The organism is Bacteroides sp. An51A (assembly GCF_002161565.1).
Taxonomy (GTDB): domain Bacteria; phylum Bacteroidota; class Bacteroidia; order Bacteroidales; family Bacteroidaceae; genus Phocaeicola; species Phocaeicola intestinalis.
Window position 1 is genome coordinate 375,663 of record NZ_NFIC01000002.1, and the last position, 24,971, is coordinate 400,633.

Sequence of the window (24,971 nt, forward strand, 5' to 3'; positions counted from 1 at the left end):
CCGGACTTGGGAACCATCCAGCTTTTGCCCGATGCACAGCTGTTGGGCGAAGTGGTAGTAAAGGGCGATTTGCCCAAAATGCAGTTGAAAGGGGATGCGCAGGTGACGAATGTGCAAGGAAGTATTTTGGAGAAAGCAGGTACGGGCAATGACTTGCTGAGCAAGCTTCCGGGCGTATCGGCGGAAGAAGGTACGGTAAACGTGTTCGGTTCGGGTGCGGCTGAAATCTACATCAATGGGCGCAAGATGCGTAATGCTTCGGAACTGGACCAGCTTTCATCGGATAACGTGAAGCGTGTAGAGGTGGTACGCAATCCCGGTGCACGTTATGACGCAACGGTGAAAGCCGTGGTGCGCATCTATACCAAGAAGGCGCAGGGCGAAGGTTTCGGATTCAACAACCGTTTCCTCACCCGTTATTACTATGGCTGGAATGTGCTTGACCAGTTTAACTTTAACTATCGCAAGGGCGGGTTCGACCTGAGCGGCATGCTTTACGGCTCGAAAGTCTATAGCGAAGACAACAAGACAGGGGTTTTTGAAACATTCCTCGATAATACGTGGCGGCAGGAGAGTTCCATTTCTACAACAGGAGGCTCCCGGAATATCTCTACCATGCTTTCACTCAATTACCAGTTCAACGAGAATCATTCAGCCGGTGCGCGTTACGACTTCAACCGTACGCCCAAGGACTGGTGGAATATCAATATGTACTCGCAAGTGTTCCGAGACGGTGCGCTTTATGAAGAGAACACCAGCCGGGGTTGGCAGAGGACTCCGGCTACTACCCACTCCTTTAATGCTTATTACAACGGTCAGGCAGGCGACTGGAACATTGACTTCAATGCCGACGGCATGTGGTCATACAGCAAGACGTTGCAGGATATGACCGAAGAATATACCCCCATCGGCGAAGCCTTGCAGGAGCAGAACGTCACCAGCTACAACAAGGACGAGAACACGCTTTATGCCGCCAAGCTTATCATCAGCCGTCCCCTGTGGGACGGAAACCTGTCTTTCGGCGGGGAATATACCTATACCGACCATACGAATACCTATATCAACGACCAGGGCATTTTGGATGACGACCACAGCAATATCCGCGAGAACGCCGCTTCTGCCTTTCTGGAGTACAGCCGCAGTTTCGGCAAGCTGCAGGCTCATATAGGCGTGCGTTACGAGCACTTGGCATCCGACTATTATGAGAATGAAATCCTTGTGGACGAGCAGAGCCGTACGTATGACAATGTGTTCCCTACGTTTGCGCTTTCTCTTCCTGTGGGCAAGACGCAGCTTTCGTTGAGTTATACGGGCAGTATCTACCGTCCGACTTATTACATGCTGCGCAGCAACATCACCTATGCCAACCGTTATACTTACGAGAGTGGCAATCCGTTGCTCCGTCCTTCCATCATCAACCGCCTGTCATTGGACGCCTCTTGGAAGTGGATTTACTTCAATGCCCGCTATACACATACCAAAGACGCCATTGTGAACTTGGGCGGTACCTATTCGGAAGACGAGCCTAACATCATGCTGCTAAGCTACTTTAATAAGTATGATTCAGATAAAATCTACGCCACGCTCAGCTTCTCGCCTACCATCGGCATCTGGTCGCCCCAATTCACGCTGATGTACCTTCAGCAATGGTATATGGTGGATATGCCCGACGGCACACGCAAGAACTTCAACCACCCCATGGGCAGCTTCAGCTGGCGCAACAATTTCCGTCTGCCTTGGGAACTGCTGTTGGATGTAGACGCATCGCTCGATACACCCGGTGATAATGAAAACGGTCACGTCAGCGAAGTAGGCTGGGCACTTAACGTCAGCCTGCGCAAAGCTTTTTTCAATGAACGCCTCAGTTTGCAGCTGCAAGGTATAGACTTGTTTAATTCCCGTAACGCATGGGGCACGATATATGGCGGCAATCGCTTAATAACCATTGATCAAGAATCGCGCCGCTATTTCACGCTTACTTTGCGCTACAAATTCAATGCCACAAAGAGCAAGTACAAAGGCACGGGTGCAGGACAGGAGCAGCGGAGCCGCATGTGATTTTGAGTTCTTGAGTTTTTAAGTTTCTCTTATGCTTAACTCAAGAACTTACGAACTTAAGAACTAAAAAACTTACAAACTAACCTACAGGCTGTTGATTTCTTCTTCGGACAAGCCGCTGCATTCAGCAATTATGCTGATTGCAACTCCTTTAGCTTTTAGGCTTTGCGCCATTTCAATTGCTTTTTTCTTTGCTCCTTTTTCAATACCGATTTTTTCTCCTTCTTTCAGTCCTTCCTTGCGTCCTTCTTTCAGTCCTTCCTTGCGTCCTTCTTCCTTCGATTTAATTTTCGCAGTATCAATGGTATTTTTCCAGTCCCGGTAGATTTTCAGGCTTTCTTCGTAGCTGTCGTATTCGGTCTTGGTGAACTTGGCAATCTCAGCGGCTTCGAAGAGTTTGGTGAAGATGCGTTCCTGCAGGGCTTTGGGACGTTCCATCAGGCGTGAGAGGTTGCGCAACACGAAGAGCCATTTCTCGAACATGCCGTTCAGTTCTTCTTCGCTTTTATTGAACTTGGGCATTTCCAGGTAAATGAAAGTCAGCTTGTCATAAAACACTTCTTTGGTCCGGGTGTCCATGAGCTTCACTTCGTGGTGATAGAAATCATCGCTCTGCTCGTCGAAGGTGAAGTTGAGGATGCCGATGACATATACGGCTTTCAGCTTGTAATTCCATTCCCCTTTCTGTCCCTGTTCGCGAATGGGGAAGGTGGCGTAATACAAGCTTCGGTCCTTGAAGAACTGTTGTTCTCCGCGCTGCATTTCTACCAGTATCTTCTCTCCGTTTTCGTTTTCGCAATACACATCGAACACCGCCTTGCGGTCTGCCTCGCCGGTGCCTAAATGCTCCGTATTGAGGTAGGTCAGGTCTTTCACCACTTCTTTTCCGTGCAGGAGGCTGTTGATGAAGCTGATGAGCAGGTCCTTGTTTATTTCGGTGCCGAACAGTTTCTTGAATCCGAAGTCGGTATAGGGGTTGACGTATCTGTCGCTGAGTTCTCTTCTGTCCATAATTGCCGGTGTTTTAGAAATGTAACGTATGCAAATATAGTGTTTTTTTTTGTAATTTGCGAAGACTGATTTTTATTTCCTTATGCCTCTGTCTGTCTGTTTGTATTTTAATTCTTATGCAGGCATAAAAGGGTCAGTCATGAAACGAATACATCAAGACGGGAAAAAACACACGAAAACGTATACATCAAGCCAAGAAAAACTTTTTTGGGAAATTCAAAACAGCTTCTTAATTGTCTGATGAAATTTCGTAGACATTCGAACCAATGCTTGCTGATTGCCGTTTTTCCAGATAGTATCATAGTAAGGCGCAGTTGGCTGCGGAAGCCCGCGGATATGGGTGCGTCGGCACATACATATAAGTCCATCCGTTGTAAGATTATTAATCTTCAGGCTGCAAGATTATTAATCTTACAAGCGGAAGATTATTAATCTTACACCAGGCGAAGTTATCTGCGGCTGTTCCATTTTGCCGTTTCAGTTATCTTTGTGGATTGTGGCAGTCAACTGGAATGACTTGTGAATATATCTTCGTCCTCAAATGAATATATACATGAAATCTAAATATTTATTTAACCTTTTTATGCAATTTTATATCTACGGGAAAGGGATGATTCTTCTCTTGGGACATAGAATCCTGAAAGTCATTGTATAATGATCCGTATTGTCATCTTTGAAGTTTGTGACGGATGTTCTCCGGCTGGGTAAGCTCTATGCCTTTCTCTCTGACTAATCAGTTTGCGGAAAAGAAAGGAGAAAATTTTATCGTTATCAGAATTTTATGCAAAAACAGTTTGTGTATTAAAAAGTTATTTGTAATTTTGCAGCCCGAAATGTATAGTTTCGGCTTGATATAGGAAAACAAAATAAATATAACAATATAAATAATTAAAAATCAAACAAAATGCCTACTATTCAACAATTAGTAAGAAAAGGAAGAAAGGTTTTGGTTGAGAAGAGTAAATCTCCGGCACTTGACTCATGTCCGCAAAGACGTGGTGTATGTGTGCGTGTTTACACTACAACTCCGAAGAAACCGAATTCTGCAATGCGTAAAGTTGCTCGTGTGCGTCTGACAAACTCTAAGGAAGTGAACTCTTATATTCCGGGAGAAGGCCACAACTTGCAGGAACACTCTATTGTATTGGTACGTGGCGGTCGTGTGAAAGACCTTCCGGGTGTACGTTATCACATCGTTCGTGGCACATTGGATACGGCCGGCGTGGCAGGACGTACGCAAAGACGTTCTAAGTACGGTGCTAAGCGCCCGAAACCGGGACAGGCAGCTCCGGCAGGAAAGGGTAAGAAGTAATATCTGCTGCGGGTATACAGAAAATTATTAATCCGTTTTGGTTTGCAGGAAAGCTTTAAGGTTGAGTAAATGTCTCGGAGGAGGCGTTGAAGAAAACAAAAGGTGCAGCCCCAAACTAAACATTATTATCAAAACAAAATGAGAAAAGCAAAACCTAAAAAACGTATCATTCTTCCGGATCCCGTATTCAACGATCCGAAGGTTTCTAAATTTGTAAACCACTTGATGTATGACGGTAAGAAGAATACTTCTTACGAAATCTTCTACAAAGCATTGGATGTGGTAGGAACAAAGCTTCCGGGCGAAGAAAAATCAGCATTGGAAGTGTGGAAAAAAGCATTGGACAATGTAACTCCTCAGTTGGAAGTGAAGTCTCGCCGTATTGGTGGTGCCACTTTCCAGGTTCCGACTGAGATCCGTCCCGAACGTAAGGAGTCTATTTCAATGAAAAACCTGATCGCTTTTGCACGTAAACGTGGTGGAAAATCGATGGCTGACAAATTGGCTGCTGAAATTCTGGATGCATATAACGAACAGGGCGGTGCTTTCAAGCGTAAGGAAGATATGCACCGTATGGCTGAAGCTAACCGTGCATTTGCTCACTTCAGATTCTAATCAAGTATAATTAATTTAAGAAGGAACAGAAAATGGCTAAACATGATTTGCATTTGACCCGTAACATTGGTATTATGGCTCACATCGATGCCGGTAAAACCACTACTTCAGAACGTATTCTGTTTTATACTGGTTTAACTCACAAAATCGGTGAAGTTCATGATGGCGCTGCTACGATGGACTGGATGGAACAGGAGCAGGAACGTGGTATCACGATTACCTCTGCTGCTACAACCACTTACTGGAATTATGCGGGCAACAAGTATAAGATCAACTTGATCGATACTCCGGGGCACGTGGACTTTACTGCTGAGGTAGAACGTTCGTTGCGTGTGCTGGACGGTGCTGTTGCTACTTATTGTGCCGTAGGTGGCGTTGAGCCGCAGTCGGAAACGGTATGGCGTCAGGCTGACAAGTACAATGTTCCCCGTATCGGTTATGTCAACAAAATGGACCGTTCGGGCGCGGATTTCTTCGAAGTGGTACGTCAGATGAAAGATGTATTGGGTGCTAATCCGTGTCCGGTAGTTGTTCCTATCGGTGCCGAAGAAAACTTCAAGGGATTGGTTGACTTGATCAAGATGAAAGCTATCTATTGGCATGATGAAACCATGGGTGCCGATTATGAGGTAGAGGATATCCCGGCAAACTTGGTTGACGAAGCGAATGAATGGCGCGATAAAATGCTGGAAAAAGTAGCTGAGTTCGACGAAGCTTTGATGGAAAAGTACTTCGATGATCCTTCTACGATTACGGAAGAAGAAATCCTGCGTGCTTTGCGTGCCGGAACTTTGAAGATGGAAATCGTGCCGATGTTGTGCGGTTCTTCGTTTAAGAATAAGGGCGTGCAGACATTGTTGGATTATGTATGTGCATTCTTGCCTTCTCCGTTGGATACTCCGAATATTGTGGGTACAAACCCCTCTACCGGAGCTGAAGAAGACCGTAAGCCGAGCGAAGATGAAAAAACTGCTGCTTTGGCATTTAAGATTGCTACTGACCCGTATGTAGGCCGTCTGACTTTCTTCCGTGTTTATTCTGGTAAGGTTGAGGCAGGTTCTTATATCTACAATTCTCGTTCTGGAAAGAAAGAACGTGTTTCGCGTCTGTTCCAGATGCATTCTAACAAGCAGAATCCGGTAGAGGTAATTAGTGCTGGTGATATTGGTGCTGGGGTAGGTTTCAAAGATATCCGCACCGGTGATACACTGTGTGACGAAACTGCTCCGATCGTATTGGAATCTATGGATTTCCCGGAACCGGTTATCGGTATTGCAGTAGAGCCGAAGACTCAGAAAGATTTGGACAAGCTGTCTAACGGTTTGGCTAAGCTGGCTGAAGAAGATCCGACCTTTACTGTACGCACAGACGAGCAGACCGGTCAGACCATCATCTCGGGTATGGGTGAGCTTCACTTGGATATCATCATCGACCGTTTGAAACGTGAATTCAAGGTTGAATGTAACCAAGGCCGTCCGCAGGTAAACTACAAGGAAGCTATCACAAAGACTGTGGAATTGCGTGAAGTGTATAAGAAGCAGTCGGGTGGTCGTGGTAAGTTTGCCGATATCATCGTTACCGTAGGACCGGTTGACGAAGACTGGACACAAGGTGGATTGCAGTTCATCGATGAGGTGAAAGGTGGTAATGTGCCTAAGGAATTCATTCCTTCTGTACAGAAAGGTTTCCAGACAGCTATGAAGAATGGTGTGTTGGCAGGATTCCCGCTTGACTCTTTGAAGGTTGTGCTGAAAGATGGTTCGTTCCACCCGGTAGACTCTGACCAGCTGTCATTCGAAATCTGTGCCATCCAGGCTTATAAGAACGCTTGCGTGAAGGCAGGTCCTGTATTGATGGAGCCGATTATGAAGCTGGAAGTCGTTACTCCGGAAGAAAATATGGGTGACGTAATCGGTGACTTGAACAAACGTCGTGGCCAGGTAGAAGGTATGGAGACAAGCCGTTCGGGTGCCCGTATCGTGAAGGCGATGGTTCCGCTGGCAGAAATGTTCGGCTATGTAACTGCCTTGCGTACGATTACTTCGGGTCGTGCAACCTCTTCAATGAGTTACGACCATCATGCTCAAGTATCTTCTTCTATCGCTAAGGCTGTTCTGGAAGAAGTGAAAGGCCGTACCGATTTGGTATAATCAAAAAAATAGCTTGAAGCCTATGGGGGTTAGCGAATGACTCTTAACCCTCATGCTTCATCTTATTGGATAATCATCTATTAATATAATAAAAGGAAAATGAGTCAGAAAATCAGAATTAAATTGAAATCTTACGATCACAACTTGGTAGACAAGTCTGCTGAGAAGATTGTAAAGACTGTAAAAGCTACAGGTGCTATTGTGAGCGGTCCGATTCCATTGCCTACTCATAAGCGTATCTTTACAGTAAACCGTTCGACTTTCGTTAATAAAAAGTCGCGTGAACAGTTCGAATTGTCTTCTTACAAGAGACTGATTGACATCTATAGCTCAACTGCCAAGACAGTGGATGCATTGATGAAATTGGAATTGCCGAGTGGAGTAGAAGTAGAAATTAAAGTTTAATGAATTAAAAATTAACTGAAATGCCAGGATTATTAGGAAAGAAAATCGGAATGACATCCGTTTTCAGTGCTGATGGTAAGAATGTACCATGCACTGTTATCGAAGCTGGTCCCTGTGTAGTTACTCAGATTAAGAGCGTAGAAAAAGATGGCTATGCAGCTGTTCAGTTGGGCTTCCAGGAAATGAAGGAAAAGCATACAACCAAACCGCTGATGGGTCACTTCAAAAAAGCAGGAGTAACTCCCAAGAGACACTTGGCCGAGTTCAAAGATTTCTCAGAAGAATTGAATTTAGGTGACACAATTACCGTAGAACTGTTCAATGATGCTCCGTATGTGGATATAATCGGAACATCGAAGGGTAAAGGTTTTCAGGGCGTCGTTAAACGTCATGGCTTCGGTGGTGTAGGTCAGACTACTCACGGTCAGCACAACCGTGCCCGCAAACCGGGTTCTATCGGTGCATGTTCTTATCCCGCAAAGGTGTTCAAAGGAATGCGCATGGGAGGTCAAATGGGTGGTGGTAGAGTTACTACTCACAACTTGCAAGTATTAAAAGTAATTCCTGAACATAACCTGCTGTTGATTAAGGGCTCTGTTCCAGGTTACAAAGGTTCAATCGTAATAATTGAGAAATAATGGAAGTTAATGTATTAAATATTAAAGGTGAAGATACCGGAAGAAAAGTTGTCTTGAATGACGCCATCTTCGGCATCACTCCGAATGACCACGCTATCTATTTGGCTGTAAAGCAGTACTTGGCTAATCAGCGTCAGGGTACTCACAAGTCAAAAGAAAGAAGTGAAATAAGTGGTTCTACTCGTAAATTGGGCCGTCAGAAAGGTGGCGGTGGTGCACGTCGCGGTGATATCAATTCTCCGCTGTTGGTTGGCGGTGCACGTGTGTTTGGTCCGAAACCTCGTGACTACAGCTTTAAGTTGAACAAGAAAGTGAAATCGTTGGCCCGTAAGTCTGCTTTGTCTTATAAGGCTCAGGCAAATAACATTGTTGTGGTTGAAGACTTCACATTTGAAGCTCCGAAGACAAAAGATTTCGTAAATGTTGTGAATAATCTTAAAGTAGCTGGTAAGAAGTTACTGATGGTTTTGCCGGAAGCAAATAAAAACGTATATTTGTCAGCTCGTAATTTAGAGCGTACAAATTTGGCGATTGCTTCTGCGCTGAATACTTATGTGGTATTGAACGCAGAAACTCTTGTTGTTACAGAGAATGCATTGAAAGCTATCGAGGAAACCTTAATTAAATAATTATAGGAGGCTGAAAGTAATATGGGAATGATTGTTAAACCGTTGGTTACAGAAAAAATGACGGCTATTACAGATAAGATGAACAACCGTTTCGGGTTCATCGTACGTCCGGAAGCCAACAAATTGGAAATTAAGAGTGAAATCGAAGCTTTGTATAACGTGACCGTGTTGGATGTAAACACGATGCGTTATCAAGGGAAAAACAAAACTCGTTATACAAAATCAGGCTTGATCAAAGGTCGCAAGAACGCTTTCAAGAAAGCAATTGTTACCTTGAAAGAAGGCGATACTATTGATTTTTATAGTAATATTTGATATAGAAGATGGCAGTACGTAAATTTAAGCCCACAACACCGGGGCAGAGACACAAAATTATTGGTACTTTTGAAGAGATTACTGCATCGGTACCAGAAAAATCTCTTGTGTATGGAAAGCGTTCTACGGGTGGTCGTAACAACGTAGGTAAGATGACAATGCGCTATATAGGTGGCGGTCATAAGAGAAAATATCGTATCATCGATTTCAAGAGAAACAAAGACGGTGTTCCGGCAGTTGTTAAAACTATTGAATACGATCCGAACCGTTCGGCTCGTATCGCTCTGTTGTTTTACGCTGACGGAGAAAAAAGATATATCATTGCTCCTAATGGATTGCAAGTAGGCAGCACATTGATGTCGGGAGCGGATGCGACGCCTGAGATTGGTAACGCGCTTCCGTTGGATAACATCCCTGTCGGTACTGTAATTCATAACATTGAATTGCGTCCGGGACAAGGAGCTGCACTGGTAAGATCGGCTGGTAATTTTGCTCAATTGACTTCTCGTGAGGGACGTTATTGTGTGGTTAAATTGCCTTCTGGCGAATTGAGGCAAATCTTGGGTGCTTGCAAGGCTACTATTGGTAGTGTAGGTAACTCTGACCATGCGTTGGAGTCTTCTGGTAAGGCAGGCCGCTCTCGCTGGTTGGGACGTCGTCCGCACAACCGTGGTGTTGTTATGAACCCTGTTGATCACCCGATGGGTGGTGGTGAAGGACGTCAGTCTGGAGGTCATCCGAGATCACGCAAAGGTTTGTATGCTAAGGGCTTGAAGACAAGATCTCCGAAGAAACAGTCTTCTAAGTATATAATTGAAAGAAGAAAGTAATAACAACTGATTTTAACTGAGAAAATTATGAGTCGTTCATTAAAAAAAGGTCCATATATTAATGTAAAACTGGAAAAGAAAGTGCTTGCCATGAATGAAAGTGGCAAGAAGTCAGTTGTTAAGACGTGGGCCAGAGCTTCAATGATTTCGCCTGATTTCGTTGGGCATACTATTGCAGTTCATAACGGAAATAAATTTATTCCTGTTTATGTTACAGAAAACATGGTGGGACACAAGTTGGGTGAATTTGCCCCGACACGTACATTCCGTGGCCATGCTGGTAACAAGAAAAAATAAACGGACAGGAGCTTTTTGAAATAATAAAAAGTGAAGAATAATGGGAGCAAGAAAAAAAATATCGGCTGAGAAAAGAAAAGAAGCCCGTAAAACCATGTATTTTGCAAAATTGCAAAATGTGCCTACTTCTCCACGTAAGATGCGTCTGGTTGCAGATATGATTCGTGGAATGGAAGTAAATCGTGCACTTGGCGTTTTGAAGTTTTCTTCAAAAGCAGCAGCTGCAAAAGTTGAGAAATTGTTACGCTCTGCTATTGCAAACTGGGAAACGAAAAACGAGCGCAAGGCTGAAGACGGCGAATTGTATGTGACTAAGATTTTTGTTGATGAAGGAGTTACTCTGAAAAGAATGAGACCGGCTCCGCAGGGTAGAGGTTACAGAATTCGCAAACGTTCTAATCATGTGACTCTGTTTGTTGATGCTAAAAATACTAATGATAAAAATTAAACGTAGATGGGACAGAAAGTTAATCCGATAAGCAACCGTTTAGGAATTATCAGAGGATGGGATTCTAATTGGTACGGTGGCAAGAATTATGGTGATGCTTTGCTGGAAGACAGCAAAATTCGTAAATATCTGAATGCCAGACTTGCAAAAGCCAGCGTTTCTAGAATCGTAATCGAACGTACTCTGAAATTGGTGACAATTACTGTATGTACTGCTCGTCCGGGTATTATCATTGGTAAAGGTGGTCAGGAAGTTGACAAGTTGAAAGAGGAGTTGAAGAAGATCACCGATAAAGATATCCAAATCAATATCTTCGAAGTAAAGCGTCCCGAACTTGATGCTGTTATCGTTGCAAACAACATCGCTCGCCAGGTAGAGGGTAAAATCGCTTACCGCCGTGCTATTAAGATGGCTATTGCCAATACGATGCGCATGGGTGCTGAAGGCATTAAGGTTTTGATTTCTGGTCGTTTGAATGGCGCAGAAATGGCGCGTTCTGAAATGTATAAGGAAGGTCGTACACCGTTGCATACTTTCCGTGCAGACATTGATTACTGTCAGGCTGAAGCATTGACAAAGGTCGGTTTGCTGGGCATTAAGGTATGGATTTGCCGGGGTGAGGTTTATGGAAAACGTGAGTTGGCTCCTAACTTTACACAGGCAAAAGAAAACGGCCGTGGCGGAAACGGAAATAACAGTGGCAAGAATTTCCGCAGAAAGAAAAATAACAATCGCTAACGAATTTGAATTTTAGGAATTATGTTACAACCGAAAAAGACAAAATTCAGAAGACAGCAGAAGGGCAGCGCCAAAGGTAATGCACAGCGTGGTCATCAGTTGGCATTTGGTTCTTTTGGAATCAAATCTTTGCAGACCAAATGGATTACGGGTCGTCAGATTGAAGCAGCTCGTATTGCTGTAACTAGATATATGCAACGTCAGGGTCAGATTTGGATCCGCATTTTCCCGGACAAACCGATTACTCGTAAGCCTGCTGACGTACGTATGGGTAAAGGTAAAGGTAATCCGGAAGGATTTGTTGCTCCTGTAACTCCGGGTCGTATCCTGATTGAAGTGGAAGGAGTATCTTTTGATGTAGCTAAAGAAGCTTTGCGCCTGGCGGCACAAAAACTTCCTGTGACTACTAAGTTTATTGTTAGACGTGATTACGACGCAAGTCAAAATGCTTAATTGAGATATGAAGATTGCAGAAATTAGAGAAATACCGACCAGTGAATTGGCTGAAAGAATTCAGACAGAAGTGGCTAATTATAACCAAATGGTGTTGAATCATTCAATCTCTCCGTTGGAAAATACTGCACAAATCAGAACTTTGCGTAGAACGATTGCACGGATGAAGACAGAATTGCGTCAGAGAGAACTCAACAACAAATAACAAGGTCTTATTATGGAAGTAAGAAATTTAAGAAAAGAAAGAACTGGTGTTGTGGTTAGCAACAAGATGGATAAGACTGTTACTGTTGCTGCCAAATTTAAGGAGAAACACCCGATTTATGGTAAGTTCGTTTCGAAGACGAAAAAATATCATGCTCATGACGAAAAGAATGAATGTGCTGTAGGTGATACTGTACGCATCATGGAAACTCGTCCTTTGAGTAAGACTAAGAGATGGAGAGTGGTTGAAATAATTGAAAAAGCGAAGTAATTATGATACAAACAGAATCCAGACTTACAGTATGTGATAACAGTGGCGCAAAAGAAGCTCTTTGCATTCGTGTATTGGGCGGAACGAGAAGACGCTATGCTTCTGTAGGAGATGTGATTGTCGTTTCTGTAAAGAGCGTAATCCCATCAAGTGATATTAAGAAAGGTGCAGTATCTAAGGCTTTGGTCGTACGTACTAAGAAAGAAATCCGTCGTGCTGATGGTTCTTATATTCGTTTTGATGACAATGCATGTGTGTTGCTGAACAATGCGGGCGAAATTAGAGGTAGTCGTATCTTTGGACCGGTAGCGAGAGAATTGCGTAGTGTGAATATGAAAGTGGTTTCACTTGCACCTGAAGTACTTTAATTTTGTTAAAAAGTTAAGTCGTAATGAGTAAGTTACATATTAAGAAAGGCGATACAGTTTACGTAAACTCTGGTGAAGACAAGGGTAAAACTGGACGTGTGTTGAAAGTTCTTGTAAAAGAGGGACGTGCAGTGGTTGAGGGTATCAACATGGTATCCAAAAGTACTAAACCGAATGCAAAGAATCCGCAGGGAGGTATTGTGAAACAGGAAGCTCCGATTCACATCTCTAACCTGAATCCGGTTGACCCGAAGACAGGTAAACCGACACGTATTGGTAGAAGAGAAAGTTCTGATGGAAGAACATTTGTTCGTTATGCTAAAAAATCGGGAGAGGAGATTAAATAATGGGTAATACTGCTAGCCTTAAGAAAGAATATGCAGAGCGTATCGCTCCTGCATTGAAGAATCAATTCAAGTATTCTTCGACTATGCAAATTCCTGTACTCAAGAAGATTGTAATCAATCAGGGCTTGGGTATGGCTGTTGCTGATAAGAAAATAATTGATGTTGCCATCAATGAGTTGACTGCTATTACAGGACAGAAAGCAGTGGCAACTGTATCACGCAAAGATATCGCAAACTTCAAATTGCGTAAAAAAATGCCGATTGGTGTGATGGTGACTTTGCGTCGTGAGAGAATGTATGAGTTCCTTGAAAAACTTGTGCGTGTGGCTTTGCCGCGTATCCGTGACTTCAAAGGTATTGAAAGTAAGTTTGACGGTCGTGGTAACTATACCTTGGGTATTCAGGAGCAAATCATTTTCCCGGAAATCAATATCGATAGCATTGCCAAGATTATGGGTATGAATATCACTTTCGTGACTTCTGCTCAGACTGATGAAGAAGGTTATGCATTGTTGAAAGAATTCGGTTTACCGTTTAAAAACGCTAAAAAAGACTGATTAGATATGGCAAAAGAATCAATGAAAGCTCGTGAAGTAAAAAGAGCGAAGCTGGTAGCCAAATATGCAGAAAAACGTGCTGCACTGAAAAAAATTGTCAATTCAGGTGATCCTGTTGCAGCGTTTGAGGCGGCACAGAAATTGCAAAGCCTCCCTAAGAATGCAAATCCGATTCGTTTACACAATCGTTGCAAGCTGACAGGTCGTCCTAGAGGTTACATGCGTCAGTTCGGTATTTCACGTATCCAATTCCGTGAAATGGCATCCAGTGGTTTAATACCGGGTGTAAAGAAGGCAAGTTGGTAATTAGTGTTTATTATTAAATATTGTCAGGGTAGTCCTGATTAATTTAACAATTAGTTTTATGACAGATCCAATCGCAGATTATCTCACAAGGTTGAGAAATGCAATTAGTGCAAAGCACAGAGTGGTGGAAGTACCTGCTTCAAATCTGAAAAAGGAGATTACAAAAATCCTGTTTGACAAAGGTTACATCCTGAATTACAAATTTGTGGAAGATGGTCCTCAAGGTACTATTAAGGTAGCTTTGAAGTATGATGCCGTAAATAAGGTTAATGCTATCAAGAAGCTTGTAAGAGTATCCACTCCAGGTTTGCGTAAGTATACTGGCTATAAGGACATGCCGAGAGTTATTAATGGATTAGGTATTGCTATTATATCTACTTCCAAAGGTGTAATGACAGATAAGGAAGCTTCAGTGTTGAAAATTGGCGGTGAAGTTCTTTGTTATGTATATTAATGGAGGGTAAGCTATGTCAAGAATAGGTAAATTGCCAGTTGTTATCCCTGCCGGAGTTACTGTAACTCTGAAGGATAATGTAGTTAGTGTAAAAGGTCCTAAAGGTGAGTTGAGTCAGTATGTCAATCCCGCTATTGAGGTGACGATTGCAGACGGACATGTGGAGTTGAAAGAAAATGAAAACGCAATGCTTGACGATCTGAAACAACGTCATGCATATCATGGCTTGTATCGTGCATTGGTGCACAATATGGTTGTGGGTGTTTCTGAAGGATATAAGAAGGAATTGGAATTGGTCGGTGTAGGTTACCGTGCGTCAAACAATGGTAATATCATTGACCTCGCTTTAGGATATACGCATAATATCTTTATACAGTTGCCTCCTGAAATTAAGGTGGAAACTAAGTCTGAGAGAAATAAGAACCCTCTTATTATATTGGAATCTTGTGACAAGCAGCTGCTTGGTCAGGTGTGTGCAAAAATACGTTCTTTCCGTAAGCCTGAACCTTATAAAGGAAAAGGTATTAAGTTTGTTGGTGAAGAAATTCGTAGAAAGTCTGGTAAGTCGGCTGGCGCTAAATAATTCACATTAAATCGTATAATATTATGACAACAAAAATAGAAAGACGAATCAAGATTAAATATAGAGTACGTAACAAGATTTCAGGTACTCCGGAACGTCCTCGTATGAGCGTGTTCAGAAGCAACAAGCAAATCTATGTTCAGGTGATTGATGATTTGAGCGGCAAGACTTTGGCGGCAGCTTCTTCTTTGGGAATGGCTGCAATGCCTAAGAAAGAACAGGCTGCCAAGGTTGGTGAACTGATTGCAAAGAAAGCCCAGGAAGCTGGTATTACGGCTGTTGTATTTGACCGTAATGGCTACTTGTATCATGGGAGAGTAAAAGAGGTAGCTGATGCTGCTCGTAACGGTGGACTTAAATTTTAATGGATTATGGCAATTAATAATAGAGTTAAGATCACTAACGATATAGAATTAAAGGACAGACTGGTAGCCATTAACCGTGTAACGAAGGTTACGAAAGGTGGTAGAACTTTTAGTTTTGCTGCTATCGTGGTGGTAGGAAATGAAGACGGCATCATTGGTTATGGTCTTGGTAAAGCTGGTGAAGTGACAGCTGCAATTGCTAAGGGTGTGGAAGCCGCTAAGAAGAATCTGACTCGTGTGCCTGTATTGAAAGGTACTGTGCCTCACGAACAGACTGCAAAGTTTGGTGGTGCTGAAGTATTTATCAAACCGGCTTCGACAGGTACAGGAGTAGTTGCCGGAGGTGCAATGCGTGCTGTATTGGAAAGCGTAGGTGTGACAGATGTTTTGGCTAAGTCTAAAGGATCTTCCAATCCTCATAACTTGGTAAAGGCTACTATTTTGGCACTCAGTGAAATGCGTGATGCCTGTATGGTTGCTCAAAACAGAGGTGTAAGTTTGGATAAAGTATTTAGAGGATAAGGAGGTTTTACATGTCAACTATTAAGATTAAGCAAGTTAAAAGTAGAATAGGTGCTCCTGCCAATCAAAAAAGAACGTTGGATACCTTGGGACTTCGTAAATTGAATCAAGTGGTTGAGCGTGAAGCTACTCCTTCTGTTCTGGGTATGGTTGAAAAGGTGAGACATCTTGTTACAATCGTTAAGTAATAATTAATAAAGAATTTTGCGATATGAATTTAAATAGTTTACGTCCAGCAGCAGGTTCTACTAAGACAAGAAAAAGAATAGGCCGTGGTCCGGGTTCTGGTTTGGGTGGAACTTCTACAAGAGGACATAAAGGTGCAAAATCAAGATCGGGTTATTCTAAGAAGATTGGTTTTGAAGGAGGGCAGATGCCTCTCCAGCGCCGTGTGCCTAAATTTGGTTTCAAGAATATTAACCGTGTTGAATATAAAGCTATTAATCTTAGTGTAATTCAAGAGCTGTCAGCTGCAAATAATTTGTCTAAAGTAGGCATTAATGAGCTGATTGAGGCAGGTTTTGTTTCTTCTAATCAATTAGTGAAAGTTCTTGGTAACGGTAGTTTAACTACTAAACTCGAAGTAGAAGCACATGCTTTTTCCAAGAGTGCAGTAGCTGCAATCGAAGCCGTTGGTGGTAATGCAGTAAAACTCTGATTCAATGAGAAAATCTATTGAAACATTAAAGAACATATGGAATATTGAGGATCTGAGAAAACGGATCCTCATTACTATATTGTTTGTCGCAATCTACAGATTCGGTTCGTATGTGGTTCTTCCAGGTATCAACCCAGATATGTTGTCAAAGTTGCATGAACAAACAAGTGAAGGTCTTCTTGCTTTGTTAAACATGTTCTCTGGTGGAGCTTTTTCCAATGCTTCTATTTTTGCATTGGGAATTATGCCGTACATCTCTGCATCCATTGTGATTCAGTTGTTGGCGATTGCAGTTCCTTATTTCCAGAAACTACAGCGTGAAGGTGAAAGTGGGCGTCGGAAAATCAATCAGTATACTCGAATTCTGACTATATTCATTTTGATTTTTCAGGCTCCTTCTTATCTGATTAACTTGAAAATGCAGGCAGGTCCGGCTCTTAATGCTTCATTAGATTGGACTTTCTTTATTATTACTTCTACCATCATTTTGGCAGCCGGAAGTATGTTTATTTTATGGTTAGGTGAACGAATCACAGATAAAGGTATCGGAAACGGAATCTCCTTAATAATTATGATTGGAATTATAGCCCGTCTTCCGCAAGCCTTTTCCGGTGAGTTCGTATCACGTCTTGCTTCTCCAGGAGCAGGCGGTATTATCATGTTCTTGCTTGAAATTATCGTGCTGATTTTGGTAATAGCTGCTGCTATCCTTCTGGTGCAAGGAGTCCGTAAAATACCAGTGCAATATGCAAAACGTATTGTCGGGAACAAACAATATGGTGGTGCAAGACAATACATTCCTTTGAAGGTGAATGCTGCAAATGTGATGCCGATTATCTTTGCGCAAGCAATAATGTTCATTCCTATAACTGTTATCGGTTTTTCGAATGTTGCTTCGGCAAGTGGAATTGCCCGTGCTTTCGTTGATCATACCAGTTTTTGGTATAATCTGGTTTTTGCTATTTTGATTATTGTATTTACGTGGTTTTATACAGCAATCACGATTAATCCGAATCAGATGGCAGAGGACATGAAACGGAATAATGGCTTCATCCCAGGTATTAAGCCGGGTAAAAGTACGGCTGATTATATTGATATGATTATGACACGTATCACTTTGCCTGGTTCGTTGTTTTTGGCACTTATCGCTATCCTTCCTGCTTTTGCCGGTATTTTCGGTGTGCAGGCAGAGTTTGCGCAATTCTTCGGTGGAACATCTCTGTTGATTCTTGTAGGTGTTGTACTTGATACTTTACAGCAAGTAGAAAGTCATTTATTGATGCGCCATTATGACGGTCTTCTCACTTCGGGAAGAATAAAAGGCCGTTCCGGCGTTGCTGCATATTAATTTGCATTCAATATGATATTTCTAAAGACTGATGATGAAATAGAACTGTTACGCCAAAGTAATCTCCTTGTGGGGAAAACTTTGGCTGAACTGGCTAAACTAATCAAGCCGGGTGTGACTACGGAGCAACTGGATAAAGTTGCTGAAGAGTATATTAGAGACCATGGAGCTGTTCCTACTTTTAAAGGATTTCCGAATCCTTATGGAGGTCCGTTTCCAGGTTCTATCTGCACTTCGGTGAACGAGCAGGTAGTGCATGGCATTCCCAATGATATTCCTTTGAAAGAAGGTGATATAATTTCGGTTGATTGTGGAACTTACATGAATGGATATTGTGGTGATTCTGCATATACGTTTTGTGTAGGGGAAGTTGCTCCGGAGATTGTTGCCTTATTGAAAACGACAAAGGAAGCTTTGTACAAAGGTATTGAAAATGCTGTACATGGAAAACGGTTAGGTGATATCGGATATGCTATCCAGCAGCACTGTGAAGCCCAATCTTATGAAGTGGTCCGCGAGTTTGTCGGGCATGGCATAGGAAAGGAGATGCATGAAGATCCTCCTGTCCCTAATTATGGAAAAAGGGGCACAGGCACTTTGTTGAAGAAAGGTATGTGTATCGCTATCGAGCCTATGATAACTTTGGGTAGTCGGAAAATCGTAATGGAAAATGACCGTTGGACTGTCCGTACGATGGATCGTAAGTGTGCCGCACATTTTGAGCACACCGTAGCTGTAGGATTAGGGAAAGCTGATATTTTATCATCATTTGATTATATAGAAGAGGTATTGAAAAATAAAGAGAATTAATATATGGCAAAACAGGCTGCAATAGAACAAGATGGAGTAATCGTAGAGGCATTGTCAAACGCAATGTTCCGTGTAGAGCTGGAAAACGGGCATGAAATAACTGCTCATATATCTGGCAAGATGAGAATGCATTACATTAAAATTTTACCGGGTGACAAGGTTCGTGTGGAAATGTCTCCTTATGACCTGTCCAAAGGAAGAATCGTTTTTAGATACAAATAAAATAATATAGATATGAAAGTAAGAGCATCATTAAAAAAACGTACGCCGGATTGCAAAATCGTGAGACGTAAGGGCCGTTTGTATGTTATTAATAAGAAAAATCCTAAGTATAAACAACGTCAAGGATAATTTATTATTATTTTTGCAGAAAAAATAATTTAGTATATGGCTATAAGAATAGTTGGTGTAGATTTACCTCAGAACAAGAGAGGTGAGATTGCGTTGACATACATTTATGGTATCGGACGCAGTAGTTCAGCAAAAATTTTGGACAAGGCAGGTGTTGATCGTGATCTGAAAGTAAAAGATTGGACAGACGATCAGGCAGCAAAGATTCGTGAGATCATCGGTGCTGAATATAAGGTGGAAGGTGATTTGCGCTCAGAAATCCAGTTGAACATTAAGCGATTAATGGATATCGGATGCTATCGCGGTGTTCGTCACCGTTTAGGTCTTCCTGTAAGAGGTCAGAGCACTAAGAACAATGCTCGTACACGTAAGGGAAGAAAGAAAACTGTTGCAAATAAGAAAAAAGCTACTAAATAATAATTGTTGATATGGCAAAAAAAACAGTCGCAGCTAAAAAAAGAAATGTGAAAGTAGATGCTAACGGACAGTTGCATGTGCATTCATCATTCAACAACATCATCGTTTCTTTGGCAAACAGTGAAGGTCAGATTATTTCATGGTCTTCAGCCGGTAAGATGGGATTTAGAGGTTCTAAGAAGAACACTCCTTATGCAGCTCAGATGGCTGCTCAAGATTGCGCAAAAGTAGCGTATGATCTTGGATTGAGAAAAGTGAAAGCTTATGTGAAGGGTCCTGGAAACGGACGTGAGTCTGCTATTCGTACGGTACACGGTGCTGGAATTGAAGTTACAGAAATTATTGATGTAACTCCATTGCCTCATAACGGTTGTCGTCCTCCGAAAAGAAGAAGAGTATAATTTTTGATAACCTAATTTAAAGTGTAACTTGATTTTGTTAGATACATGGATTGCATTTCCTTTCTGTAATCGCGGCTGCAACAAATTGAGTTCATGAATAACAATTAATTTAAATTAAAGAAAATGGCTAGATATACTGGACCAAAAACAAGAATTGCACGTAAATTTGGTGAAGCGATTTTTGGAGCTGATAAAGTTTTGTCAAAGAAAAATTATCCTCCTGGACAACATGGGAATAATCGTCGCAGAAAGACGTCTGAATATGGTGTCATGTTGGCAGAAAAGCAGAAGGCTAAATATACTTACGGTGTATTGGAAAAACAATTCCGTAATATGTTTGAAAAGGCTGCAAGCATGAATGGTATTACTGGTGAAATCTTGCTGCAAAGTCTTGAGTGCCGTTTGGATAATGTGGTGTTCCGTTTGGGTATCGCTCCGACTCGTGCTGCCGCTCGCCAATTGGTAGGTCATAAACATATTACAGTAGACGGTAAGGTAGTAAACATCCCTTCTTATTCTGTAAAGCCTGGTCAATTGGTTGGTGTTCGTGAAAAATCTAAGTCTCTGGAAGTTATTGCAAACTCATTGGCTGGATTCAATCACAGCAAATATCCTTGGTTGGAATGGGATGAGAACTCTAAGACAGGAAAATTGTTGCATAAACCTGAGAGAGCTGACATTCCTGAAAACATTAAAGAACACTTGATCGTAGAATTGTACTCTAAATAAAATAATTAATTTCATGGCGATATTAGCATTTCAAAAACCTGATAAAGTCTTAATGTTGGAAGCGGATTCTAAATATGGGAAGTTTGAATTCCGTCCGCTTGAACCCGGTTTCGGTATTACCGTTGGTAATGCTTTACGCCGTATTCTTCTCTCTTCTCTGGAAGGTTATGCCATTAACACAATTCACATAGAAGGTGTTGAGCATGAATTTGCAACCGTTCCCGGTGTGAAGGAAGATGTGACTAACATTATCTTGAATCTGAAGCAAGTTCGATTCAAGCAAATAGTTGAGGAATTCGAAAATGAAAAGGTTAGCATTACCGTTGAGAATTCTACTGAATTTAAGGCAGGTGATATTGGTAAGTATTTGACCGGATTTGAAGTGTTAAATCCTGAATTAGTTATTTGCCATTTAGATTCAAAAGCAACTATGCAGATAGATCTTACAATCAACAAAGGTCGTGGTTATGTTCCGGCTGATGAGAACCGGGAATTCTGTACCGATGTGAATGTAATTCCTATCGATTCTATTTACACTCCGATTCGTAATGTCAAATATGCGGTGGAAAACTACCGTGTAGAACAGAAGACCGACTATGAAAAGCTGGTATTGGAGATTACGACGGATGGTTCCATTCACCCGAAAGAAGCGCTGAAAGAAGCTGCAAAGATTCTGATTTATCACTTCATGTTGTTCTCTGACGAGAAGATTACACTCGAAACGGCAGATGCTGACGGCAATGAAGAATTTGATGAAGAAGTTTTGCACATGCGCCAGTTGCTGAAGACCAAGTTGGTCGATATGGACTTGTCAGTCCGTGCATTGAACTGCTTGAAGGCTGCCGATGTGGAAACACTGGGCGATTTGGTACAGTTCAACAAGACCGATTTGTTGAAGTTCCGCAACTTCGGTAAGAAATCGCTCACGGAGCTTGATGATTTGCTCGAGAGTCTGAATCTGTCGTTTGGAACAGATATTTCTAAGTATAAATTAGATAAAGAATAAAAAATGAGACACAATAAGAAATTTAACCATTTAGGTCGTACTGCTTCTCACAGACACGCGATGTTGTCTAATATGGCATGTTCTCTGATTAAGCACAAAAGAATCACTACGACTGTTGCGAAGGCTAAAGCTTTGAAGAAGTACGTAGAACCGTTGATTACTCGTTCAAAAGACGATACAACTAATTCACGTCGTGTAGTATTCAGCTATTTGCAAGACAAATATGCCGTTACTGAACTCTTCAAGGAAATCTCTGTAAAGGTTGCAGATCGTCCGGGAGGTTATACCCGTATTATCAAAACCGGTCACCGTTTGGGAGATAACGCTGAAATGTGCTTTATCGAACTGGTTGACTATAATGAGAACATGGCTAAGACTGCTGCTAAAAAAGCAACTCGCACCCGTCGTTCTAAGAAGTCTGCATCTGCTGCTGCCGCTGAAGCACCTGCTGCTGAAGCTACTACAGCCGAAGCACCTGTTGCTGAAGCTACTACAGAGGAAGCCCCTAAAGCTGAATAATTCTGTAAATGCAATATAAAAAGAGGCCGGAATCTTTTCAGATTCCGGTTTTTTTGTTTTTTGGCGTAAATGCCTCTGTTGCTCTGAACTGGTACCTGTGTCTGTTTGCAGAAGCAACATTTATGAAGTGAAAGGAGAATGTACACGATGTTATTACCTTATTTACATAAAGATTTGATAGAGGCCGGATGTGATGAAGCGGGGCGTGGATGCCTTGCAGGGGCGGTATATGCAGCCGCTGTTATTTTGCCTGCCGATTACAGAAATGAGTTGTTGAACGATTCGAAAAAGCTGACTGAGCGTCAGAGATACCGGCTTCGTGAGGTTATCGAACGAGATGCTTTGGCATGGGCGCTTGGTGTAGTTTCGCCGGAAGAAATCGATAAAATCAATATTTTGAATGCATCTTTTCTGGCGATGCACCGGGCGGTAGACCAATTGTCGATACGTCCACAACATTTGTTGATTGATGGAAATCGTTTTAATCCTTATCGGGGTATTCCTCATACAACCGTGATAAAGGGTGACGGAAAATACTTGTCTATTGCCGCTGCTTCCATCTTGGCTAAAACCTATCGTGATGATTATATGAACTGTTTGGATAAGGAATATCCGATGTATGACTGGAAGGGCAACAAGGGATACCCGACAAAGAAACATCGGGAGGCTATCCGGCTGTATGGTACGACTCCTTATCATCGGATGACTTTCAATCTTTTGGGTGATGGTCAGTTGTCATTTGATTTTTGAATTTACTGTTGATTTTAATGGCTATCTTTTGGATTTGCCCGAACAGAAAATAAGGAACATATAGTAGTAAACTCCGGCGTCTAAGTATCATTGCTTCTATGGTCAAGTATTATAGGATACTTTGCCATTTATTATAGGATACTTTGCCTTTTATCATTGCTTCTATAACTGTTGAAGCATAGCTATCATTGCAAAAGCATAATTGGATGGGGGTATTCATTTTGATTTTTTTACAATTTGTCCCTTCTTTTTAAAATAATTATCCATAGATGTTGCTTAATTGGCTGAAAAACGTTTATTTTGTCACCGTTTTTATGGTGGTTGTTAATATTGGGATAGAAAAATGAACGATGGCTTGCCTTTGGATATATCTACGTGGGATGAGTCTTGTATGAAGCGTTTTATACGAGACAATTCTGCTTTGTTTTATGCTTTTGCCAGTCGCTATGTCAATAATCCGGATCTTGTTGACGATTTCTTGCAAGAAGCTTATGTAAAACTTTGGACTCACCGGAAGACAATCGGCAAAGTCAGCTCCGTGCAAAATTATTTTTATTCGATACTTCGGAATACCATCATTGATAAATGGACGTATTTCACTGCGGGTGAGAACGAACGGAGTCTGGATGATTATATGGAGGTGTCTTCCAATGAATCTTTTGTACAGCATATCATCGAAGCTGAAAGTTCACACTTGATTGCTGCGGCAATCCATAAACTGTCTCCTCAGAGCCGGCGCATTATCTTGATGAGTATGGACGGGAAGACAATGCCCGAAATCGCCGATGCCCTGCATATTTCCATTAATACAGTGAAGACCTTGAAATATCGTGCCATCAAGCAGCTTGCATCTTCGCTTTCGAAAGAGGACTTTCTTCCTCTCTTATTACTTTTATATTCTTCCATGTGTTAAAATCGTAATGCTTTGTCATACTTTTGGCGCATATTGACCGTCTATTGTAATAAAGAGACGAAAATATGTGTCAAAATAATAAAGATATATCCCATTTGATTGCTCAACGGATTTTAGAAGTCCCTTTGAGCGAGGAAGACAATCGCCGTTTGGATGAATGGTTGCGGGCTTCGGAAGAAAACCGGAACCTGTACGAGCAGATTCGTAGTAAACAATTGGCGAGGCTTATTCTCCGTTTGCAACACGAAGATTATGGAGAAAAAATGGCAGACCGCTTTTCGCGTCAGGTATTCGGCAGGCAACGGCGCATCCGCTTACTTCGGTGGGGAAGTGTGGCTGCTATGTTTGTGTTGCTTTTTTCGCTTTCTTTTTATTTTTGGGGCGAGCATGAGCAGCAACAGATTTTTCCTGGTAAAGGCGGAGCGGTGTTGACTTTGGCAGACGGAAGGCAGTTTGATATTGCAGATGTCGACCGTCAGGTGGTGGATGAATTGGTAACATCGGTTTCGTTGGATATCAAGTCTGATACTGTTCCTTATAATACGTTGACGGTCGAAGCCGGTCAGGAGTATGTATTCCGTTTGCCCGACAGCACACAGGTATGGATTAACTCCGAGTCGGAACTACGCTTCCCGGTCACTTTTACCAAGGGTGAGGAACGGAAAGTCTATTTAAAAGGTGAGGCATTTTTTGATGTGACGAAGGACCGCCGGCATCCGTTTGTCGTGTCTTTAGACGAGGGAGCTATTCGTGTGTATGGTACTCGTTTCAATGTTTCCAGTTATGCAGGCGAGCCTTTGTCGGCAGTGTTGGTCGAAGGCAATGTCGGTTTTCAGCCGTCAGAAGGAGAAGAAGTCCGGTTGCATCCTTCCGAGCGTTTGGAATATGATGCAGCTTCGGGAGAAGTAGCGGTGCATCCGGTCGATGTTTCCCAGTATGTGGCGTGGGTCAACCATCAGTTTGTATTCCACGGTGAGACATTGGAGGAAATTATGACAACCTTGTCGCGTTGGTATGACTTTACCCCTGTATTCACTTCCGATGCTGTGCGTCATGTCCGGCTTTCGGGGCGTTTGTATCGTTACGATGATATCCGTATTTTGTTAGACAGTTATGAAAAGACTTCGGGACTGAAGTTTAAGTTGCAAGGCAAACGCATCATCATTTCCGAATAATCAGTTGATAATATATAT

38 protein-coding genes are annotated in these 24,971 nt (G+C 42.2%); 37 read left to right on the plus strand and 1 reads right to left on the minus strand.

Features of this window, described 5'->3' with window-relative positions; translation table 11 throughout:
* Window positions 1-6 precede the first annotated feature (6 nt).
* Window positions 7-2,058: an outer membrane beta-barrel protein gene (locus B5G04_RS05190; RefSeq protein WP_239414032.1), complete on the plus strand. Its 2,052-nt coding sequence runs from the start codon at window positions 7-9 to the stop codon at window positions 2,056-2,058.
* An 84-nt stretch (window positions 2,059-2,142) separates the two neighbouring features.
* Here the strand turns inward: B5G04_RS05190 and B5G04_RS05195 are convergent, their stop codons facing one another.
* Complete coding sequence (locus B5G04_RS05195) at window positions 2,143-3,069, minus strand: Rpn family recombination-promoting nuclease/putative transposase (protein WP_087396156.1); 927 nt, start codon at window positions 3,067-3,069, stop codon at window positions 2,143-2,145.
* 904 nt (window positions 3,070-3,973) lie between these two features.
* Here B5G04_RS05195 and rpsL point away from each other — a divergent pair.
* The 36 genes from rpsL (at window position 3,974) to B5G04_RS05375 (ending at window position 24,953) form a co-directional block, all read left to right on the plus strand.
* A complete protein-coding gene (rpsL, locus tag B5G04_RS05200; RefSeq protein WP_022040833.1) occupies window positions 3,974-4,381 on the plus strand; it encodes a 30S ribosomal protein S12 in 408 nt (135 codons plus the stop codon).
* Window positions 4,382-4,519: 138 nt separating this feature from the next.
* Window positions 4,520-4,996, plus strand: coding sequence for a 30S ribosomal protein S7 (rpsG, locus tag B5G04_RS05205; protein WP_022040834.1), 477 nt, complete (start codon window positions 4,520-4,522; stop codon window positions 4,994-4,996).
* Window positions 4,997-5,028: 32 nt separating this feature from the next.
* A complete protein-coding gene (fusA, locus tag B5G04_RS05210; RefSeq protein WP_087209585.1) occupies window positions 5,029-7,146 on the plus strand; it encodes an elongation factor G in 2,118 nt (705 codons plus the stop codon).
* Window positions 7,147-7,245: 99 nt separating this feature from the next.
* Window positions 7,246-7,551 (plus strand): 30S ribosomal protein S10, encoded by a 306-nt coding sequence (rpsJ, locus tag B5G04_RS05215; protein ID WP_005941888.1) that lies wholly within the window; start codon window positions 7,246-7,248, stop codon window positions 7,549-7,551.
* Between the two features lie 20 nt (window positions 7,552-7,571).
* Entirely contained in the window at window positions 7,572-8,189 is a 618-nt protein-coding gene (gene rplC, locus B5G04_RS05220; protein WP_087209582.1) for a 50S ribosomal protein L3, read from the plus strand.
* Window positions 8,189-8,818 carry a 50S ribosomal protein L4 gene (gene rplD, locus B5G04_RS05225; protein WP_022038656.1) on the plus strand — a complete coding sequence of 210 codons (630 nt, stop codon included), beginning with the start codon at window positions 8,189-8,191 and terminating at the stop codon, window positions 8,816-8,818. The genes rplC and rplD overlap by 1 nt, the downstream gene beginning before the upstream one ends.
* Window positions 8,819-8,839: 21 nt before the next feature.
* The gene (gene rplW, locus B5G04_RS05230; protein ID WP_087209579.1) at window positions 8,840-9,133 is read left to right on the plus strand and encodes a 50S ribosomal protein L23; all 294 of its coding nucleotides are present in this window, start codon (window positions 8,840-8,842) and stop codon (window positions 9,131-9,133) included.
* Window positions 9,134-9,141: 8 nt separating this feature from the next.
* Entirely contained in the window at window positions 9,142-9,963 is an 822-nt protein-coding gene (gene rplB / locus B5G04_RS05235) for a 50S ribosomal protein L2 (protein ID WP_022038658.1), read from the plus strand.
* A gap of 27 nt (window positions 9,964-9,990) precedes the next feature.
* Window positions 9,991-10,260, plus strand: a complete 270-nt coding sequence (gene rpsS / locus B5G04_RS05240; RefSeq protein ID WP_013618002.1) for a 30S ribosomal protein S19 — start codon at window positions 9,991-9,993, stop codon at window positions 10,258-10,260.
* A 40-nt stretch (window positions 10,261-10,300) separates the two neighbouring features.
* Entirely contained in the window at window positions 10,301-10,708 is a 408-nt protein-coding gene (rplV, locus tag B5G04_RS05245) for a 50S ribosomal protein L22 (protein WP_022038659.1), read from the plus strand.
* Window positions 10,709-10,714: 6 nt separating this feature from the next.
* Window positions 10,715-11,446 carry a 30S ribosomal protein S3 gene (gene rpsC / locus B5G04_RS05250; protein WP_022038660.1) on the plus strand — a complete coding sequence of 244 codons (732 nt, stop codon included), beginning with the start codon at window positions 10,715-10,717 and terminating at the stop codon, window positions 11,444-11,446.
* Between the two features lie 21 nt (window positions 11,447-11,467).
* Window positions 11,468-11,899: a 50S ribosomal protein L16 gene (gene rplP, locus B5G04_RS05255; protein WP_022038661.1), complete on the plus strand. Its 432-nt coding sequence runs from the start codon at window positions 11,468-11,470 to the stop codon at window positions 11,897-11,899.
* Window positions 11,900-11,906: 7 nt separating this feature from the next.
* Window positions 11,907-12,104: a 50S ribosomal protein L29 gene (gene rpmC / locus B5G04_RS05260; protein WP_022038662.1), complete on the plus strand. Its 198-nt coding sequence runs from the start codon at window positions 11,907-11,909 to the stop codon at window positions 12,102-12,104.
* 12 nt (window positions 12,105-12,116) lie between these two features.
* Window positions 12,117-12,374, plus strand: a complete 258-nt coding sequence (rpsQ, locus tag B5G04_RS05265) for a 30S ribosomal protein S17 (RefSeq protein ID WP_022038663.1) — start codon at window positions 12,117-12,119, stop codon at window positions 12,372-12,374.
* A 2-nt stretch (window positions 12,375-12,376) separates the two neighbouring features.
* Window positions 12,377-12,742, plus strand: a complete 366-nt coding sequence (gene rplN, locus B5G04_RS05270) for a 50S ribosomal protein L14 (RefSeq protein ID WP_022038664.1) — start codon at window positions 12,377-12,379, stop codon at window positions 12,740-12,742.
* 23 nt (window positions 12,743-12,765) lie between these two features.
* Complete coding sequence (gene rplX / locus B5G04_RS05275; protein ID WP_013617995.1) at window positions 12,766-13,089, plus strand: 50S ribosomal protein L24; 324 nt, start codon at window positions 12,766-12,768, stop codon at window positions 13,087-13,089.
* Window positions 13,089-13,646: a 50S ribosomal protein L5 gene (rplE, locus tag B5G04_RS05280; RefSeq protein WP_022038665.1), complete on the plus strand. Its 558-nt coding sequence runs from the start codon at window positions 13,089-13,091 to the stop codon at window positions 13,644-13,646. Before rplX ends, rplE begins: the two co-directional genes overlap by 1 nt.
* 6 nt (window positions 13,647-13,652) lie before the next feature.
* Entirely contained in the window at window positions 13,653-13,952 is a 300-nt protein-coding gene (rpsN, locus tag B5G04_RS05285; RefSeq protein WP_022038666.1) for a 30S ribosomal protein S14, read from the plus strand.
* 58 nt (window positions 13,953-14,010) lie between these two features.
* Entirely contained in the window at window positions 14,011-14,406 is a 396-nt protein-coding gene (rpsH, locus tag B5G04_RS05290; RefSeq protein WP_022038667.1) for a 30S ribosomal protein S8, read from the plus strand.
* Between the two features lie 13 nt (window positions 14,407-14,419).
* The gene (rplF, locus tag B5G04_RS05295) at window positions 14,420-14,989 is read left to right on the plus strand and encodes a 50S ribosomal protein L6 (protein WP_022038668.1); all 570 of its coding nucleotides are present in this window, start codon (window positions 14,420-14,422) and stop codon (window positions 14,987-14,989) included.
* Between the two features lie 23 nt (window positions 14,990-15,012).
* Window positions 15,013-15,354 carry a 50S ribosomal protein L18 gene (gene rplR, locus B5G04_RS05300; RefSeq protein ID WP_087209576.1) on the plus strand — a complete coding sequence of 114 codons (342 nt, stop codon included), beginning with the start codon at window positions 15,013-15,015 and terminating at the stop codon, window positions 15,352-15,354.
* Between the two features lie 6 nt (window positions 15,355-15,360).
* Complete coding sequence (gene rpsE / locus B5G04_RS05305) at window positions 15,361-15,876, plus strand: 30S ribosomal protein S5 (protein ID WP_162608498.1); 516 nt, start codon at window positions 15,361-15,363, stop codon at window positions 15,874-15,876.
* An 11-nt stretch (window positions 15,877-15,887) separates the two neighbouring features.
* Entirely contained in the window at window positions 15,888-16,064 is a 177-nt protein-coding gene (gene rpmD / locus B5G04_RS05310; protein WP_022038671.1) for a 50S ribosomal protein L30, read from the plus strand.
* A gap of 23 nt (window positions 16,065-16,087) precedes the next feature.
* The gene (rplO, locus tag B5G04_RS05315) at window positions 16,088-16,534 is read left to right on the plus strand and encodes a 50S ribosomal protein L15 (protein ID WP_087396160.1); all 447 of its coding nucleotides are present in this window, start codon (window positions 16,088-16,090) and stop codon (window positions 16,532-16,534) included.
* 4 nt (window positions 16,535-16,538) lie between these two features.
* Window positions 16,539-17,882: a preprotein translocase subunit SecY gene (gene secY / locus B5G04_RS05320; RefSeq protein ID WP_022038673.1), complete on the plus strand. Its 1,344-nt coding sequence runs from the start codon at window positions 16,539-16,541 to the stop codon at window positions 17,880-17,882.
* A gap of 12 nt (window positions 17,883-17,894) precedes the next feature.
* A complete protein-coding gene (gene map / locus B5G04_RS05325) occupies window positions 17,895-18,692 on the plus strand; it encodes a type I methionyl aminopeptidase (RefSeq protein ID WP_087396164.1) in 798 nt (265 codons plus the stop codon).
* A 3-nt stretch (window positions 18,693-18,695) separates the two neighbouring features.
* Window positions 18,696-18,914, plus strand: a complete 219-nt coding sequence (infA, locus tag B5G04_RS05330) for a translation initiation factor IF-1 (RefSeq protein WP_022038675.1) — start codon at window positions 18,696-18,698, stop codon at window positions 18,912-18,914.
* A 12-nt stretch (window positions 18,915-18,926) separates the two neighbouring features.
* A complete protein-coding gene (gene ykgO / locus B5G04_RS05335; RefSeq protein WP_087209568.1) occupies window positions 18,927-19,043 on the plus strand; it encodes a type B 50S ribosomal protein L36 in 117 nt (38 codons plus the stop codon).
* A gap of 36 nt (window positions 19,044-19,079) precedes the next feature.
* Entirely contained in the window at window positions 19,080-19,460 is a 381-nt protein-coding gene (rpsM, locus tag B5G04_RS05340) for a 30S ribosomal protein S13 (RefSeq protein WP_022038676.1), read from the plus strand.
* Window positions 19,461-19,471: 11 nt separating this feature from the next.
* Entirely contained in the window at window positions 19,472-19,861 is a 390-nt protein-coding gene (gene rpsK / locus B5G04_RS05345) for a 30S ribosomal protein S11 (protein WP_007567382.1), read from the plus strand.
* 123 nt (window positions 19,862-19,984) lie between these two features.
* Complete coding sequence (gene rpsD, locus B5G04_RS05350; protein WP_022038677.1) at window positions 19,985-20,590, plus strand: 30S ribosomal protein S4; 606 nt, start codon at window positions 19,985-19,987, stop codon at window positions 20,588-20,590.
* Window positions 20,591-20,603: 13 nt separating this feature from the next.
* On the plus strand, window positions 20,604-21,596 hold the full coding sequence (locus tag B5G04_RS05355; RefSeq protein WP_087209566.1) for a DNA-directed RNA polymerase subunit alpha: 993 nt from the start codon (window positions 20,604-20,606) through the stop codon (window positions 21,594-21,596).
* A 3-nt stretch (window positions 21,597-21,599) separates the two neighbouring features.
* Window positions 21,600-22,115, plus strand: a complete 516-nt coding sequence (gene rplQ, locus B5G04_RS05360) for a 50S ribosomal protein L17 (protein WP_022038679.1) — start codon at window positions 21,600-21,602, stop codon at window positions 22,113-22,115.
* Between the two features lie 147 nt (window positions 22,116-22,262).
* Entirely contained in the window at window positions 22,263-22,865 is a 603-nt protein-coding gene (locus B5G04_RS05365) for a ribonuclease HII (RefSeq protein WP_087396167.1), read from the plus strand.
* A gap of 343 nt (window positions 22,866-23,208) precedes the next feature.
* Window positions 23,209-23,778, plus strand: a complete 570-nt coding sequence (locus tag B5G04_RS05370) for a sigma-70 family RNA polymerase sigma factor (RefSeq protein WP_022038682.1) — start codon at window positions 23,209-23,211, stop codon at window positions 23,776-23,778.
* Between the two features lie 65 nt (window positions 23,779-23,843).
* Window positions 23,844-24,953, plus strand: coding sequence for a FecR domain-containing protein (locus B5G04_RS05375; protein ID WP_022038683.1), 1,110 nt, complete (start codon window positions 23,844-23,846; stop codon window positions 24,951-24,953).
* The last annotated feature ends 18 nt before the right edge of the window (window positions 24,954-24,971 follow it).

What these genes read in the sequence shown, in the direction of transcription:
- rpsG (WP_022040834.1), top strand. Translation starts at nt 4,520, where the DNA reads ATGAGAAAAGCAAAACCTAAAAAACGTATCATTCTTCCGGATCCCGTA.
- rpsS (WP_013618002.1), top strand. Translation starts at nt 9,991, where the DNA reads ATGAGTCGTTCATTAAAAAAAGGTCCATATATTAATGTAAAACTGGAA.
- ykgO (WP_087209568.1), top strand. Translation starts at nt 18,927, where the DNA reads ATGAAAGTAAGAGCATCATTAAAAAAACGTACGCCGGATTGCAAAATC.
- rpsH (WP_022038667.1), top strand. Translation starts at nt 14,011, where the DNA reads ATGACAGATCCAATCGCAGATTATCTCACAAGGTTGAGAAATGCAATT.
- rpsK (WP_007567382.1), top strand. Translation starts at nt 19,472, where the DNA reads ATGGCAAAAAAAACAGTCGCAGCTAAAAAAAGAAATGTGAAAGTAGAT.
- secY (WP_022038673.1), top strand. Translation starts at nt 16,539, where the DNA reads ATGAGAAAATCTATTGAAACATTAAAGAACATATGGAATATTGAGGAT.
- rplR (WP_087209576.1), top strand. Translation starts at nt 15,013, where the DNA reads ATGACAACAAAAATAGAAAGACGAATCAAGATTAAATATAGAGTACGT.
- rplP (WP_022038661.1), top strand. Translation starts at nt 11,468, where the DNA reads ATGTTACAACCGAAAAAGACAAAATTCAGAAGACAGCAGAAGGGCAGC.
- rpmD (WP_022038671.1), top strand. Translation starts at nt 15,888, where the DNA reads ATGTCAACTATTAAGATTAAGCAAGTTAAAAGTAGAATAGGTGCTCCT.
- map (WP_087396164.1), top strand. Translation starts at nt 17,895, where the DNA reads ATGATATTTCTAAAGACTGATGATGAAATAGAACTGTTACGCCAAAGT.
- rplE (WP_022038665.1), top strand. Translation starts at nt 13,089, where the DNA reads ATGGGTAATACTGCTAGCCTTAAGAAAGAATATGCAGAGCGTATCGCT.
- rpsL (WP_022040833.1), top strand. Translation starts at nt 3,974, where the DNA reads ATGCCTACTATTCAACAATTAGTAAGAAAAGGAAGAAAGGTTTTGGTT.
- rplN (WP_022038664.1), top strand. Translation starts at nt 12,377, where the DNA reads ATGATACAAACAGAATCCAGACTTACAGTATGTGATAACAGTGGCGCA.
- infA (WP_022038675.1), top strand. Translation starts at nt 18,696, where the DNA reads ATGGCAAAACAGGCTGCAATAGAACAAGATGGAGTAATCGTAGAGGCA.
- fusA (WP_087209585.1), top strand. Translation starts at nt 5,029, where the DNA reads ATGGCTAAACATGATTTGCATTTGACCCGTAACATTGGTATTATGGCT.
- rpsM (WP_022038676.1), top strand. Translation starts at nt 19,080, where the DNA reads ATGGCTATAAGAATAGTTGGTGTAGATTTACCTCAGAACAAGAGAGGT.
- rpsN (WP_022038666.1), top strand. Translation starts at nt 13,653, where the DNA reads ATGGCAAAAGAATCAATGAAAGCTCGTGAAGTAAAAAGAGCGAAGCTG.
- B5G04_RS05195 (WP_087396156.1), bottom strand. Translation starts at nt 3,069, where the DNA reads ATGGACAGAAGAGAACTCAGCGACAGATACGTCAACCCCTATACCGAC.
- B5G04_RS05375 (WP_022038683.1), top strand. Translation starts at nt 23,844, where the DNA reads ATGTGTCAAAATAATAAAGATATATCCCATTTGATTGCTCAACGGATT.
- rplO (WP_087396160.1), top strand. Translation starts at nt 16,088, where the DNA reads ATGAATTTAAATAGTTTACGTCCAGCAGCAGGTTCTACTAAGACAAGA.
- rplX (WP_013617995.1), top strand. Translation starts at nt 12,766, where the DNA reads ATGAGTAAGTTACATATTAAGAAAGGCGATACAGTTTACGTAAACTCT.
- rpsQ (WP_022038663.1), top strand. Translation starts at nt 12,117, where the DNA reads ATGGAAGTAAGAAATTTAAGAAAAGAAAGAACTGGTGTTGTGGTTAGC.
- rplD (WP_022038656.1), top strand. Translation starts at nt 8,189, where the DNA reads ATGGAAGTTAATGTATTAAATATTAAAGGTGAAGATACCGGAAGAAAA.
- rplB (WP_022038658.1), top strand. Translation starts at nt 9,142, where the DNA reads ATGGCAGTACGTAAATTTAAGCCCACAACACCGGGGCAGAGACACAAA.
- rpsC (WP_022038660.1), top strand. Translation starts at nt 10,715, where the DNA reads ATGGGACAGAAAGTTAATCCGATAAGCAACCGTTTAGGAATTATCAGA.
- rplQ (WP_022038679.1), top strand. Translation starts at nt 21,600, where the DNA reads ATGAGACACAATAAGAAATTTAACCATTTAGGTCGTACTGCTTCTCAC.
- rplV (WP_022038659.1), top strand. Translation starts at nt 10,301, where the DNA reads ATGGGAGCAAGAAAAAAAATATCGGCTGAGAAAAGAAAAGAAGCCCGT.
- B5G04_RS05355 (WP_087209566.1), top strand. Translation starts at nt 20,604, where the DNA reads ATGGCGATATTAGCATTTCAAAAACCTGATAAAGTCTTAATGTTGGAA.
- B5G04_RS05365 (WP_087396167.1), top strand. Translation starts at nt 22,263, where the DNA reads ATGTTATTACCTTATTTACATAAAGATTTGATAGAGGCCGGATGTGAT.
- rpsE (WP_162608498.1), top strand. Translation starts at nt 15,361, where the DNA reads ATGGCAATTAATAATAGAGTTAAGATCACTAACGATATAGAATTAAAG.
- rplC (WP_087209582.1), top strand. Translation starts at nt 7,572, where the DNA reads ATGCCAGGATTATTAGGAAAGAAAATCGGAATGACATCCGTTTTCAGT.
- rplF (WP_022038668.1), top strand. Translation starts at nt 14,420, where the DNA reads ATGTCAAGAATAGGTAAATTGCCAGTTGTTATCCCTGCCGGAGTTACT.
- rpmC (WP_022038662.1), top strand. Translation starts at nt 11,907, where the DNA reads ATGAAGATTGCAGAAATTAGAGAAATACCGACCAGTGAATTGGCTGAA.
- B5G04_RS05370 (WP_022038682.1), top strand. Translation starts at nt 23,209, where the DNA reads ATGAACGATGGCTTGCCTTTGGATATATCTACGTGGGATGAGTCTTGT.
- rpsJ (WP_005941888.1), top strand. Translation starts at nt 7,246, where the DNA reads ATGAGTCAGAAAATCAGAATTAAATTGAAATCTTACGATCACAACTTG.
- rpsD (WP_022038677.1), top strand. Translation starts at nt 19,985, where the DNA reads ATGGCTAGATATACTGGACCAAAAACAAGAATTGCACGTAAATTTGGT.
- rplW (WP_087209579.1), top strand. Translation starts at nt 8,840, where the DNA reads ATGGGAATGATTGTTAAACCGTTGGTTACAGAAAAAATGACGGCTATT.